This window comes from Paraburkholderia sp. (assembly GCF_028283785.1).
In the GTDB taxonomy this organism is placed as follows: Bacteria; Pseudomonadota; Gammaproteobacteria; order Burkholderiales; family Burkholderiaceae; genus Paraburkholderia.
The window spans coordinates 344,473-357,804 of record NZ_JAPWKB010000019.1; the positions used below are offsets into that span (position 1 = coordinate 344,473).

The 13,332-nt window shown below is 63.1% G+C and carries 11 protein-coding genes and 1 tRNA gene; 2 read left to right on the forward strand and 10 right to left on the reverse strand.

Annotated features, from left to right (window positions below):
- Nucleotides 1-163: 163 nt before the first annotated feature.
- The 3 genes from PW947_RS23830 to PW947_RS23840 all read right to left on the reverse strand — a co-directional run bounded on the left by PW947_RS23830 (nucleotide 164) and on the right by PW947_RS23840 (nucleotide 1,468).
- Nucleotides 164-237, reverse strand: a tRNA-Gly gene (locus PW947_RS23830).
- A gap of 96 nt (nucleotides 238-333) precedes the next feature.
- Nucleotides 334-897: a YggT family protein gene (locus tag PW947_RS23835; protein ID WP_299634864.1), complete on the reverse strand. Its 564-nt coding sequence runs from the start codon at nucleotides 895-897 to the stop codon at nucleotides 334-336.
- A gap of 250 nt (nucleotides 898-1,147) precedes the next feature.
- Nucleotides 1,148-1,468 carry an EthD family reductase gene (locus tag PW947_RS23840; protein WP_299634865.1) on the reverse strand — a complete coding sequence of 107 codons (321 nt, stop codon included), beginning with the start codon at nucleotides 1,466-1,468 and terminating at the stop codon, nucleotides 1,148-1,150.
- 913 nt (nucleotides 1,469-2,381) lie between these two features.
- Here PW947_RS23840 and PW947_RS23845 point away from each other — a divergent pair.
- Complete coding sequence (locus PW947_RS23845) at nucleotides 2,382-2,669, forward strand: hypothetical protein (RefSeq protein ID WP_299634866.1); 288 nt, start codon at nucleotides 2,382-2,384, stop codon at nucleotides 2,667-2,669.
- Between the two features lie 149 nt (nucleotides 2,670-2,818).
- On the opposite strand, the gene PW947_RS23850 is transcribed toward PW947_RS23845, so the two are convergent.
- Together PW947_RS23850 and PW947_RS23855 are read right to left on the reverse strand one after the other, a co-directional pair.
- The gene (locus PW947_RS23850; protein ID WP_299634867.1) at nucleotides 2,819-3,496 is read right to left on the reverse strand and encodes a LysE family transporter; all 678 of its coding nucleotides are present in this window, start codon (nucleotides 3,494-3,496) and stop codon (nucleotides 2,819-2,821) included.
- A gap of 71 nt (nucleotides 3,497-3,567) precedes the next feature.
- Nucleotides 3,568-5,136 carry a UbiD family decarboxylase gene (locus PW947_RS23855; RefSeq protein ID WP_299634868.1) on the reverse strand — a complete coding sequence of 523 codons (1,569 nt, stop codon included), beginning with the start codon at nucleotides 5,134-5,136 and terminating at the stop codon, nucleotides 3,568-3,570.
- Between the two features lie 588 nt (nucleotides 5,137-5,724).
- Between PW947_RS23855 and PW947_RS23860 the strand changes: the two genes are divergently transcribed.
- Nucleotides 5,725-6,891, forward strand: a complete 1,167-nt coding sequence (locus tag PW947_RS23860; protein ID WP_299634869.1) for a lytic transglycosylase domain-containing protein — start codon at nucleotides 5,725-5,727, stop codon at nucleotides 6,889-6,891.
- A 209-nt stretch (nucleotides 6,892-7,100) separates the two neighbouring features.
- Here PW947_RS23860 and PW947_RS23865 read toward each other — a convergent pair whose 3' ends face one another.
- The 5 genes from PW947_RS23865 to PW947_RS23885 all read right to left on the reverse strand — a co-directional run bounded on the left by PW947_RS23865 (nucleotide 7,101) and on the right by PW947_RS23885 (nucleotide 13,310).
- The gene (locus tag PW947_RS23865) at nucleotides 7,101-8,294 is read right to left on the reverse strand and encodes a pyridoxal phosphate-dependent aminotransferase (protein WP_299634870.1); all 1,194 of its coding nucleotides are present in this window, start codon (nucleotides 8,292-8,294) and stop codon (nucleotides 7,101-7,103) included.
- A 144-nt stretch (nucleotides 8,295-8,438) separates the two neighbouring features.
- Nucleotides 8,439-8,873 carry a transcription antitermination factor NusB gene (gene nusB / locus PW947_RS23870; RefSeq protein ID WP_299634871.1) on the reverse strand — a complete coding sequence of 145 codons (435 nt, stop codon included), beginning with the start codon at nucleotides 8,871-8,873 and terminating at the stop codon, nucleotides 8,439-8,441.
- Nucleotides 8,870-9,370: a 6,7-dimethyl-8-ribityllumazine synthase gene (gene ribH / locus PW947_RS23875; RefSeq protein ID WP_299634872.1), complete on the reverse strand. Its 501-nt coding sequence runs from the start codon at nucleotides 9,368-9,370 to the stop codon at nucleotides 8,870-8,872. Before ribH ends, nusB begins: the two co-directional genes overlap by 4 nt.
- Before the next feature lie 66 nt (nucleotides 9,371-9,436).
- Nucleotides 9,437-10,570 (reverse strand): bifunctional 3,4-dihydroxy-2-butanone-4-phosphate synthase/GTP cyclohydrolase II, encoded by a 1,134-nt coding sequence (gene ribBA, locus PW947_RS23880; protein ID WP_299634873.1) that lies wholly within the window; start codon nucleotides 10,568-10,570, stop codon nucleotides 9,437-9,439.
- A 184-nt stretch (nucleotides 10,571-10,754) separates the two neighbouring features.
- The gene (locus PW947_RS23885) at nucleotides 10,755-13,310 is read right to left on the reverse strand and encodes an EAL domain-containing protein (protein ID WP_299634874.1); all 2,556 of its coding nucleotides are present in this window, start codon (nucleotides 13,308-13,310) and stop codon (nucleotides 10,755-10,757) included.
- Nucleotides 13,311-13,332: the final 22 nt, after the last annotated feature.

Genomic DNA, 13,332 nt, shown 5'->3' on the forward strand with positions numbered 1-13,332 from the left:
GCGGATTTTAGCAGGGACGGCGCACGCGAACGCCGACTGCGCCGATGAAGGCACCGACGAAACGCAAACGTGGCGGAATCAAAACGGGAAGGCGGAGAAACTGGATCGTGCGTGGCTGCGTGATTCTTGCGTTCAAAACACGACGCGCAGTTGAGCAGAAATGTGGAGCGGGCGATGGGAATCGAACCCACGGCTCTAGCTTGGGAAGCTAGGGTATTACCATTATACGACGCCCGCAGAGCGCACTATTTTACGCGGGAAACGGCTGGCCGCGCAATCGCGCGCGCCGTTTCCCGCGTGATGATCTCGCGGCGTTGCACGCCGCGATCCGCGTCAGATCACGAAATACGTCAGTTGCACGGCAGCCCGGGTGACCACCATCAGCAGCACCTGCACGATCACGAACAGCAGGATCGGCGACAGGTCGATGCCGCCGATTTGTGGCACCACGCGACGCAGCGGACTCAGAAACGGCGCGGTCAGCTGGAACAGGATCGGCATTGCGGGCGAGCGCGGGTTCAGCCACGACAGCAGCGCCATCAGGATCGTCATCCAGATGATCAGGTTCAGCGCCCACTTGATAACCGTCAGCAACGCGACGATCGCGAGGGTAGGCGCGAGACTGAGCGGATCGATACCGGTCAGCAGCACCATCAGCACCACGTAGACGAGCGCCGCGATCAATGCCGCGACAATGCTCGCCCAATCGATATTCTTCGTGCTCGGCAGGATCTTGCGCAGCGGCAGCACGATCCAGTTGGTGACCTGAAACACGGCGTTCGACACCGGGTTGTACGGCGGCAGGCGCACGACCTGCAACCAGGCGCGCAACAGCAGCGCGGCGCCGAACAGCGTGAAAACGGTATTCAGGAGAAAACGGGCGATATCGCCAAACATCGTGTGTGTCCTTTTGCTTCAATGGCGGCCGGGCAACGGTGAGTGCCGGACGCTGGGCGTCGGCGCTCGCCTGATACTGCTGGCTCGCCGACGGGTTTTTCGTTGCAGGTGTGTTTGCGGCTTCATGACAGCGTCACCTGTCGCCGCAAACGGTATCGACGGCAACCGCTATTGTGACCGCGCGCGCAGACGAAAAGAAAACCGCGATCTCGCACTCGCCGCGCGACGGCTCCGACGGCTACACGCGCAGTTAAACGCTCATCCTGATCTCGCTGATCAGGATCGCGCCGTTGCCGCCGTCGGTGTAGTTCGGAATGTCGGCGGTCAGTTCGTCCATGGCCGGCATGAAGACTTCGTAGAAGGCTTCGGTCGAGTCGAACAGGAAATGCCCGGCCACCCGATACGGCGGCGGCGACCCCGGCGGCCCCGCGTTGATGCCGACGTCCACCGACCAGCCCTTCAACGCCGCGCCGAAGCGCTGCGCCGCGAGCGGCATGTGCTTGTCACAGTAGTAATCCACGTCGAAGTGGCCGTTTTCCCGGTACGGATAAAGGATGCTGACCTTGATCATTGTGCGTTCTCGTCGGTTGGTCTCGGAGCGCGGTACGCTCGCGCGGTGGCGTGCACGCCGCGCCGGTCGTCACATTATCATGCCTTACTTGCGGCTTGCGTCCGCGACCCGCCGATTGGCCATCCGGCCGAGGATCGCAGCGCGATTGCGCTAACCTCGAGCGGCGTCCGCGTCCAGTGTCCGGCGCTTATAGGCCGACGCGGCCGTCATTTGAATCGGCGATGCTCGCGGGCCCGAAAACTGCTCACAATTTATTCGTAGGCTCAGCCGGCAACCGTCGGCCACGTTAATGTTCTCGCAGTCGATATTCGGGGAGGTCATGATGAGCATCTTTTCTTACCGAAAGCATTTGCGGTTTCTGACGCACTCGCAACGCCGTCGTTGGTGGGAGCAGAAAAAGCGGCTGTCGCCAAGGGTGCGTATCAGTGGCGCGTATGTGCCGCCCAACGTGTCGCGCGAATTCGCCTACGTCAAGGTAGCCTGACCGTTTCACGCGCGTGTCGCGACGACACGACGGCGGCGTAAATTCCGCTGTGCTGTGAGAAATGCCCGACCTCCGTGTCGGGCATTTTGCTTTGTGCACGTGTGCATCGGCGTAGGACGGGAACTCGCCGTGTCAGGATCGAATCGAATTTGTAATCAAAGATTTCCGACCGGACTGACCGGTCGAGCGATCTGAACGGTAAGTTCGACCGTCCACGGGAATCACGCCGTTGAAATCCTTGCGTTTCAGGCACATGCCCACATCTGCTTAATACGTGTCACGAATGACGAAAAAGGGCTACCGGAATGTGCATTGCAATTGCTAACAAATGCGCACAGCCGTTCACATCCTTTTTCGATACATTGAAATGACAGCATGGTCGCCATGCAATACGCGCCAGCCAGTCGGCGAGGCACCAGGAGAAAAGAAGTGAGAAAGATCGTACCGTTCGTCGTTGCCGCCGCGCTTGCCGCGGGGCTCACCACCGCTGCCGAGGCGCACGTGTCGGTCGGGATCGGCATCGGCGTGCCGGCCTATCCGGTCTATGCAGCGCCGCCTCCGCCGGTGTATTACGCACCGCCGCCGCCTGTCGTGTATGCGCCGCCACCGGTGATCTACGGTCCGCCGCCGGTTGTGGTTGGCGGCTATTACGGCGGTTATGGCCGTCCTTATTACCGTCATCATGGCTATTACAACCATGGCTATTACCGTCGTTAAGCGACGTCGTTAAGCGAGTGTCGTCAGGCGGATAAGCGGTTCATAAAGAATCGCAAAGCGGTCTATAACCGATCAAATGAAAACGGCGTGATGCGGAGTTTTCCGCGTCACGCCGTTTCTGCTTTTGTATTTGCGTTTTTACACGTGTTTCACGTTGCGGCGTGCGCCGCGCCGACGATCAGATCGCGGTATCCGTTGACGATCACGCTGTACGAAAAGTACGCGAACAACACCGCCGACATCACGTGACACGCCCGCAGCAAGCCGGTTCCGGCACGCTTGCGGCCATGACTGGCGAGGCTGCAGATGCCGAGCGTCCACACCAGTCCGCCGAGAAAAAAACCGCCCAGAAAGATCGGCGCGGTGCTGATCGACGTGGCGCCGGCTTTTGCAATCAGCGCGCCGCCGACCGCCGCAAACCACAAAATCGCGGACGGCGACGACACCGCCAGCAACACGCCGCGCAAGAAGCCGCGCCACGGATTCAGATGCGGCGTCGACGCATCCGCTTCACCTTCGACGGGCGGCGCGGACGCGGGGAACAACGCCTCGCGCGCCATCTTCCACGTGAGGAAAAGCAGAATCACCGCGCCGCCGATCCACACGACCCAGCGCACGGCATCGAATTGCAGCAGCGCGGCCATGCCCGCCAACGCGAGCGCCGCGTAAATCAGATCGCCGAAACACGATCCGAGTCCGAGCCAGAAACCCGGACGGAAGCCATGCGATAAGGTTAGCGAAATGATCGCGACATTGACCAGGCCGATATCCAGACACAACGACAGCGACAGAAAAAAACCATCCGACAACATCGACAAGGGGTGCATCCGCGCGGCCGTTCAGAAGAAGGGGAGTGAGATAAAAAGAGCCTGTTTTCAGGCTCGAAACGCAGCGGCGGTCACAAACCGAGTTCGTCCCACAAGCGATCCACACGCGCTTTGACCGCATCGTCCATTGTGATTGGCGTGCCCCATTCGCGATCGGTTTCGCCGGGCCATTTGTTGGTCGCGTCGAGGCCCATTTTCGAGCCGAGCCCCGCAACCGGCGACGCGAAATCGAGGTAGTCGATCGGCGTGCGATCGACCATCACCGTATCGCGCGACGGATCGATGCGCGTCGTGATGGCCCAGATCACTTCCTTCCAGTCGCGGATGTTCACGTCTTCATCGACCACGATGATGAACTTCGTGTACATGAACTGCCGCAGGAAGCTCCACACGCCGAACATCACGCGCTTCGCGTGGCCGGGATAGCTCTTCTTCATCTGCACGATCGCCATCCGGTAACTGCATCCTTCGGGCGGCAGATAGAAGTCGGTGATCTCGGTGAACTGCTTCTGTAACAGCGGCACGAACACTTCGTTTAACGCGACGCCGAGCACGGCCGGTTCGTCGGGCGGTTTGCCGGTGTACGTGGAGTGATAGATCGCGTCGCGGCGCATCGTGATCCGCTCGACGGTGAACACGGGGAACCACTCCTGCTCGTTGTAGTAGCCGGTGTGGTCGCCGTACGGGCCTTCGAGCGCGTGTTCGTAGCCTGCGCTCGCGCCTTTGGTGGGACGCGGCGGCGCGCCGGCCGGTGCGGGTTCGGGCGTGCCGCTTTGCGGATAGATAAAGCCTTCGAGGACAATTTCCGCGCGCGCCGGGACTTGCAGCGTATCGACGCCGGGCGTGATGCACCTGGCGAGTTCGGTGCGGCCGCCGCGCAAAAGACCCGCGAATTGATACTCGGACAAGGTGTCGGGCACCGGCGTGACTGCGCCGAGCACGGTGGCCGGATCGGCGCCGAGCACGACCGCGACCGGGTACGGCTTGCCGGGGTTTTGCAGCGCGAATTCGCGGAAATCGAGCGCGCCGCCGCGATGCGCGAGCCATCGCATGATCAGCTTGTTCCGGCCGATCAGCTGTTGCCGGTAGATGCCGAGATTCTGGCGCGTCTTGTTCGGTCCACGCGTGACGGTCAATCCCCACGTGATCAACGGACCGGCGTCGCCGGGCCAGCAGGTCTGGATGGGCAGCTTCGCGAGATCGACATCGTTGCCTTCCCAGACGATCTCCTGACACGGCGGACTGCTAACGGTTTTCGGCGCCATGTCCCACACGGCTTTGGCGAGCGTGAACAGCTTGCCCGCGTCCTTCAAACCCTTCGGCGGCTCCGGCTCTTTCAGCGCGGACAGCAACCGTCCGACGTCGCGCAGCGATTCGAGCGCGGCCTGGTCGCCATCTTCCTTCCCGGCATCGATACCCATGCCGAGCGCAACCCGTCGCGGCGTGCCGAACAGGTTGGCGAGCACGGGGAACGCATGCTCGCTTTTGTCCTCGAACAGCAGTGCCGGACCGCTCGCGCGCAACACGCGATCGCACAGTTCGGTCATTTCCAGGATGGGCGAGACTTTTTGCGAGATACGGCGCAGCTCGCCCATGGATTCGAGACGGGCGGCGAAGTCGCGCAGGTCTTTGTATTTCATCGGTGCGGATCGGGCCGCAAAACGCGGCGAAAAATGGGGGCGCAGCAGGCGGGCGGCGCGCAAAACCGGTTGTCGATTTTACCTGTGTTGGTTAGCGCACGTTCGCTGGGGGAAAGTCAACTTTGTGAAGACGCGCATGGTGCGCGGTTCTTCGGCCGCTGAACACTGTTCATTATTACAATTAGTTATAGTTTTGCCTGTTCATAGTGTTGACGATCTATAAACTCTTGGTAGAATCCGGTCACATTGGTTGCAGGGCTTGAAACTTCTTACCACTGCCCCCGGTCCTATCGACGCAACGCGTCACCGTTTACCGACCCCTGCACGGTTTCTTACGGCCTTATTTGCAGTCCTCGCCAGCGTTGTTCCGACGCTGGTTTTTCGCGTGGGAGCCATTGCGTGCATGCTTTTTTGGCATGACGCCCCCGCTTTTTGAGATTTTGGCTCCCCACAGACGGTTTTTATGCCGTTTCCCGACGTCGCTGCTGCCTTGACCAGAGCAAGCGGCGTCTTGATCTGCGAACGTTGACGTTTTAAACGCCGGCTCGTCCAGCGAAGTTCGCGGATCATGCAACATGGGAGATCTGAATGAACGCCTGGTTATCGTGGCGTCCCGATCAGCGACTTGCGCCTGTTTTACGCGCTGCAGTACGTCGCGGGACGCGTATGAGTCATCACCTGTTCAGCATCGTCGGCGGCCTCGCCGTGGTGCTGGCACTGACGCTGTGGCTGATGCCCGGCTGGCGCGGCACTTTGGCCGCCAGGCTGATGCCGGTCATCTCGGCTGCGGTGCAAGCGGGTCCAGCCCGTCTGCTACAGGGCAATCCGCTACCTTCGTTCGCGCCGTCCAGCGGCGCTGCGTCGGATGATACGGTTTCGTCGAATGCCGTTTCCGGCAACGACACGATCACGAGCACGACCCCCGTCGCCACTGCGACGGTCGCCAATACCAGCTACGACGGCGCCTTCGACGGCAGCGGCAACGCCGGCATGGGCATCGCCGCGCTGAACGGCCTCGACCCGCGCACGCTGCAAAGCGTCAGCGCGCTGGCACGACTGATCCCCGCACAACGCGTGGCCGCCGATGCACGCGACGACCGCGTGCTGGTGTCGGCACGTGAGCAGGCGCTCGTCGCAAGCTACCTTGCACGGCGCTACCGCGTTGCGCAGGAACCGGTCGGCGAACTCGTCAAGGCGGCTTTCGACACGGGCCGCGAAGTCGGTCTCGATCCGCTGTTGCTGCTCGCCGTGATGGCGATCGAGTCGGGTTTCAATCCGTACGCGGAAAGCGGCGTCGGCGCGCAGGGCCTGATGCAGGTGATGTCGAAGGTTCACTCGGACAAGTTCCAGTACTTCGGTGGTCAGAGCGCAGCGCTCGAACCGGTCGCCAACATCAAGGTGGGCGCACTCGTGCTGAAGGATTGCATCGCGCGCGGCGGCTCGCTGCCGGGCGGTTTGCGTCTGTACGTGGGCTCCACGGCGCCTGACGACGGCGGTTACGGTGCGAAGGTGATGGCCGAGCGCGGTCGCCTGCGCGATGTCGCACGGGGCCGCAAGGTGCCGATCAACGCACCGCAAGCACCTGCAACGACCACGGCACCGGTCACGACCGTGCAAACCACGCCGAAGCGTGTGCAGGTAACGCTGGAAGGCGCACACCCGCTGGCTGCGGCCACCACGGTCAAGTCGCCGACACAGGACGACGCGGCCGCGACGCCGACCAAGCACGTAGCCACGCCGGAACTGGGCGCGTAAGTCTGGCGCAGGACGTGAGCTAAACCGCTTCATCCACGCTTTGGATGAAGCGCGCCGCAAATGAAAAGGGCACCGCAAGGTGCCCTTTTTTTGTTGCAACGCAGAAGTTCTACGCGGTTTGCGATCAACCGAACGCCTGTTTGAAACTGAAACGCCGATCTGTTCCGTCGGAATAAATCGGCGTGATTCGTCGGTTCTTAGCGCTTTCGTTAGCGCCCAAACAACCTGGCGAGACGATCGACCGCTTCTTCGAGTTTCGGATAAGCGGTCGCGTACGACAGACGCACGTATTCACGCGGCGCATGCGAGCCGAAATCCATGCCCGGCACCAGCACGACGCCCGCATCGTGCAGCATCGACGATGTCAGCGCGGCACTATTGCCCGCTGCGACGTGCGACACATTGCTGCAGTCGGCGTACACGTAGAACGCGCCGTCGGGCATTACCGGCACCTTGAAACCGAGCGTTTCCAGCGCGGGCGCGATGAAATCGCGACGACGCTTGAACTCCAGCCGCCGCGCTTCGTAGATCGCCAGCGTGTCCGGCTCGAAGCACGCGAGCGCCGCGTGCTGCGCGAGCGCCGACGCGCAGATGAACAGGTTTTGCGCGAGTTTCTCGAACGCGCCGGTCATCGACGGCGGCACGACCAGCCAGCCCAGTCGCCAGCCGGTCATGTTGAAGTACTTCGAAAAACTGTTCACGGTGATCACGTCGTCGCCGAACGACAGCGCCGACACCGGCGCCGCGTCGTAGCTCAAGCCCTGATAGATCTCATCGACGATGGTGAAGCCGCCGCGCGCCCGCACGGCCTGAACGATGCGTTTCAGCTCGTCCGGATCGATCGACGTGCCGGTCGGATTCGACGGCGACGCCAGCAGCACGCCGCGCGTGCGCTCGTTCCACAGAAGCTCGACATCCGCCGCGGTCAGCTGGAAGCGTTCGGCCGGGCCGCTCGGCACCAGCACCGGCTTGCCTTCGGCGGCGACCACGAAATGGCGGTTGCACGGATAGCACGGGTCGGGCATCAGCACTTCGTCGTCGCGATCGACCAGCGCCGCGCACGCCAGCAACAGCGCCGCCGACGCGCCCGCTGTGACGACGATCCGCGCCGGATCGACCTGAAGGCCGTACGCGCTCGCGTAGTGCGCCGAGATCGCTTCGCGCAGCGGTTGCAGACCGAGCGCGCTGGTGTATTGGGTGACGCCGCGACGCAGCGCCGCGCTCGCGGCTTCGATGACCGGCTCGGGCGCGGTAAAGTCGGGCTCGCCGATTCCCATGTGAATGATGTCGCGCCCGTCGCGCTCCAGCAGCGCGGCCTGCTTGGCGAGTTCCATCACATAGAAGGGCTGAATGGCATCGACGCGGGCGGCCAGCCGCACCATCGGATCGGTCACGGTGTTCATTGCAATGTTCCAGTCAAAAAACAAACGGACGGCGCGCTCTGCCGGCGATATGCGGGCAGGGCGGCCGTCCGTGAGCGGGCGGTTGGGCGGCGGGCGGCGAACGCGCGTTGCGACGCGTGTAGACCGGGACGCCCGACAACCGTGTTAAGGCTTGCGAGCCGCCTGCGTTTCAGCGACGCGCAGTTGCGCCGACAGCTTGTCGAGTACGCCGTTGACATACTTGTAGCCGTCGGAGCCGCCGAAGGTTTTCGTCAGTTCGACCGCTTCGTTGATGACGACGCGATACGGGATATCGACGTGGTTCTTCAGCTCGTACGCGGCGACCAGCAACACCGCGCGTTCGACCGGCGACAGTTGCTCGATCGGGCGGTCGAGGCAGGGCGTGAGGTCGGCGGACAGCGTTGCCGAATCGCGGATCACGCCGTGCAGCAGCGCTTCCAGATGCTCGAGGTCGGCCTTGTCGTAGCCCTGCGCGCCACGCAGTTGCGCGTCGATCTCACCGCCGGGCGCACCGGACAGCAGCCACTGATACAGACCCTGCGTGGCCAGTTCGCGGGAACGTCGGCGTGCGCTCTTCATGCCTCTTCCTCTTCGTCTTCTTCGTCGTCGCCGGACAACTGGTCCAGCGCCACCGACAGATTCGCCATTTCGACCGCGACGCGCGCTGCATCACGACCCTTTTCGGTCATGCGAGCGACGGCCTGCTCGTCGTTTTCCGTGGTCAGCACGGCGTTCGCGACCGGAATGCCGAAGTCCAGACCGATGCGGGTGATGCCCGCGCCGCTTTCGTTCGACACCAGTTCGAAGTGATACGTTTCGCCGCGCACCACGGCGCCCAGCGCGATCAGTGCGTCGAAATGCGAGCTTTCCGCGAGCTTTTGCAGCGCCAGCGGGATTTCCAGCGCGCCCGGCACGGTGACGAGCAGCACGTCTTCACCGACGACGCCGAGGCGTTCGAGTTCTTCGATGCAGGCATCGACGAGGCCGTTGCAGACCGGTTCGTTAAAGCGCGACTGAACGATGCCGATGCGCAGGCCGTCGCCGTCGAGGTTCGGTTGATATTGTCCGATTTCCATATGAGGTCCGTAGTGTTTGGTTGAGCGCGAAGCGTGGGTGTGCTTTTGGATACGCGTGTGACTGGATCAGGCCTTGGTTTGCGCCGCCGGGCTGCCGGGCATCGGGACGAAGCCAGTGACTTCGAGACCGTATCCCGACATGCTGCCCAGCTTGCGCGGATTCGACAGCACCTGCATCTTGCCGACACCCAGTTCGCGCAGAATCTGCGCGCCGATGCCGTACGTCTTGAAATCGACCGGACGGCGCTTGAGCGCGTCGGCTTTCTCTTTCGAGTCGAACGCCTTGAAGACGTCCACCAGATGATCTTTCGTGTCGCCGCAATTGAGCAGCACGATCACGCCGTTGTCGCGCGCGGCGATTTCCTTCATGGCGGCGTCGAGCGTCCATGAGTGCGTGGACACGCCGGTTTCCAGCAGATCCAGCACCGACAGCGGCTCGTGCACGCGCACCAGCGTGTCGGTATCCGGCGTGGGCGTGCCGCGCACCAGCGCGATATGCGGCTGGTTGCTCGGCTGATCCAGATACATGACCGCGCGGAACGCGCCGTGTGCGGTCTGCATGGTGCGTTCGCAGATCCGTTCGACGATCGACTCGGTGCGGCTGCGATAGTGGATCAGATCGGCGATCGTGCCGATTTTCAGGCCGTGTTCCGCCGCGAACTCCATCAGATCGGGCAGACGCGCCATCGTGCCGTCGTCCTTGATCACTTCGCAGATCACGGCCGCCGGTTGCAGGCCGCCGAGCGCCGTCAGGTCGCAGCCGGCTTCGGTATGGCCGGCACGCACCAGCACACCGCCCGGCTGGGCCATGATCGGGAACACGTGGCCCGGCTGCACGATGTGGTCGGCACGCGCGTCCGGCGCGACCGCCGCCGCGATGGTGCGCGCGCGATCCGCCGCCGAAATGCCCGTGGTCACGCCTTCGGCCGCTTCGATGCTGACCGTGAACGCCGTGCCGTACTGCGTGCCGTTGCGGTACGTCATCAACGGCAGGTTCAGCAGCTTGCAGCGTTCCTGCGTCAGCGTCAGGCAGATCAGGCCACGACCGTAGCGCGCCATGAAGTTGATTGCCTCCGGGGTGACGAATTCGGCGGCGATGACGAGATCACCCTCGTTTTCACGGTCTTCTTCGTCGACGAGGATCACCATCCGGCCGGCTTTCAGTTCGGCGATGATCTCAAGGGTGGAGGCGAGCGTCATGGTGGCGGGTGGCGTGATTTTCGGGAAAGCGCGTATTTTACGCCACGCCGCTGCCCAAGTCCCCCTCGGCCGAACGGTATAGGCGTTTCCACCGGCATTGCACTTGTCTCGCGGCGCATGCCGGAACGGGCCGAGCGAGCGCCGGCGCGGGTCTCGTCGCGTCGCCCGACGCCCGAAACGCGCGTCAGAACTGCAGCGGCGTGCGCTGCATCAGCGCGCCCGGCGCCGGACGCCCGAGCAGAAAGCCCTGCGCGCGGTCGCAGCCAATCTCCCGCAAGAAATCCAGCTGCGAGATCCGTTCGACGCCTTCGGCCACCACCGTCATGCCCAGCGATTTCGCCATCGCGACGATCGCGCGGACGATCGTGCCGTCGCTGATATCGGGCCTGGGCGGCCGGTCCGCGTTGCGGTTCGGCTCGTCGGTGCGAGCAACGCCGACGCCCGCCAGAAACGAGCGGTCCACCTTTAGCGTATCCACCGGCAGCGTCTGCAGATAGCGGAACGACGAATAACCGGTACCGAAATCGTCGACGGCGAGACTGATGCCGCGTTGCGCCAGCTCGTTGAGCAGGTCTTCGATCGCGCCGTGGCCGTTCGTCATCGCCATGCTTTCGACCAGTTCGAATTGCAGGCGATGCGCGGGCAACCCGGTTTCGCTCAGGATATTCGCCAAATCCTGTAAGAACGCGTCGTGCCGACATTGCCGCCCTGACAGATTCACGGCGATCCGGCCGAATTCGACGCCTTCGTCGAGCCACGTGCGCGCCTGGCGGGCCGCCTCGCGCAACACCCACGCGCCGATCGGCACGATCAGCGCCGATTCTTCCGCGAGCGGGATAAAAAGATCCGGCGGAATCAGCCCGCGAGTCGGATGCTGCCAGCGGATCAGCGCTTCGACCCCCGACATCGCGCCGGTCCGCAAATCGAACTCGGGCTGGTAGTGCAGCCGGAATTCGCCGGCTACCAGCGCTTGGTGCAGCTCGCTTTCGACGACGATCCGCTCCATCGCCGTCGAGGTCATCGGCGCGGTGAAAAACTGGAAATTGTTCTTGCCCGCGTCTTTCGCCTCGTACATCGCGCGGTCGGCTTGCATCAGCAGTTGTTGCGGATCGATGCCGTCGTCGGGATACATGCTGATGCCGATACTCGGCGTGACGAAGACCGGCTGGCCGCCCAGCTCGATCGGCTGCGCGGCGAGCGTCAGCAAGGTCTGTGCGACCTGGCCGACATGGCGAATATCGTCGATCTCTTCGAGCACGATCGTGAATTCGTCGCCGCCGAGCCGCGCGACCGTATCGGTCTCGCGCACCGAGCGTTTCAGCCGCCCGGCGATCACCTTCAGCGTTTCGTCGCCGATACCGTGGCCGAGCGTGTCGTTGATCAGCTTGAAGCGGTCGAGGTCGATAAACATCACCGCGACGCGTTTCGATTCGCGCCGCGCCCGCGCGATCGCACGGTTCAGCCGCTCGATGAACAGCACGCGGTTCGGCAGCGCGGTCAACGCATCGTGCGTCGCCAGATGATTCAGCTTTTCTTCGGCGATGCGTCGCTGGGTGATGTCGGAGAACAGTGCGGCGTAGTGCGTGCAGCGCTCGTCGTGATCGTAGATGCCGGAAATCGACAGATATTCGAGGAACAGTTCGCCGCTTTTCTTGCGATTCCAGATCTCGCCTTGCCAGTGACCTTTATCGGTCAGCGTGCGCCATAACTCGCGATAAAACACCGGCGATTGCCGTCCCGAACTCAGCACGCTGGCATTGCGGCCGAGCACGTCGGCCTGGGTGTAGCCGGTCAGTCGCGTGAAGGCCGGATTGACGCGCTCGATCGTGCCGTCGAGATTGGTGACCATCACGCCGTCGAGCGTCGATTCGAAGATCCGGTCGGCGAGCCGCAGGTTATAGCGCGACGTGATCAGCGCTTCGTCGCGCTGACGCAGCGCGGCGCGCAACTCGTGGACGTATTCGTATTCGATATTGCTGAGAATGTCGGATAGTCCGAGCATGCCCGTCAGACGACCGTGATCGTCGATGACACCGATATGCCGGATTCGATGCTCGACCAGCGATTGCCGCGCCGCATACAGGCTGCGCGTCTGCGCGAGCGAGCGCAGCGGGAAGCTGGCGTGATCGCCCGCCGCGCCGTCGAGCGCACCGGCCGCGACGAGCCGGACCATATCCCGCTCGGTCAGGATGCCGAACGCGTCGGCGCGGCCCGACGGATCGCGAACCGCGATCGCGCTCGCACGATGTTCGCGCATCGACTGGCGCACCTCGCGCATCGGCGTGGCCGCATCGACGATCACCGGCATCGCCGCGCGCACCGACTCGATCGTCTTCATCCGTAAAAAGAATTCCGGCCCCTGGCACATCACGAGGTCGGTTTGCGTGAGGATGCCAACCGAATGCCCGGTGTCGTCGATCACGAGGCAATGGCGAATCCCGCGTTCCTTGAAATGCACGGCGGCGTCGCCGAGCCGGGTGCGTTCGGGAAGCGCGACCACGGGGCGGCTCATCACCGCGTCGATCGGTCCGGCGAGCACGGCCGGACCCTCACCGACGGACAGCGCGTCGCGTTCGGTCCAGATGCCGAGCGCCACGCCGTGTTCCATTACGACGATGGCGCTGCAACGGCGCTGCGCCATCCGTTGCGCGGCGACCCGAACGGGTGTGTCCGGCGCGCATTCGAGCATTGGCCCGGAAACCAGGCTTCCAATTTCGACGTCCAGCGAATGATCTGACATGCTCACGGCCTATTTTCGAGAC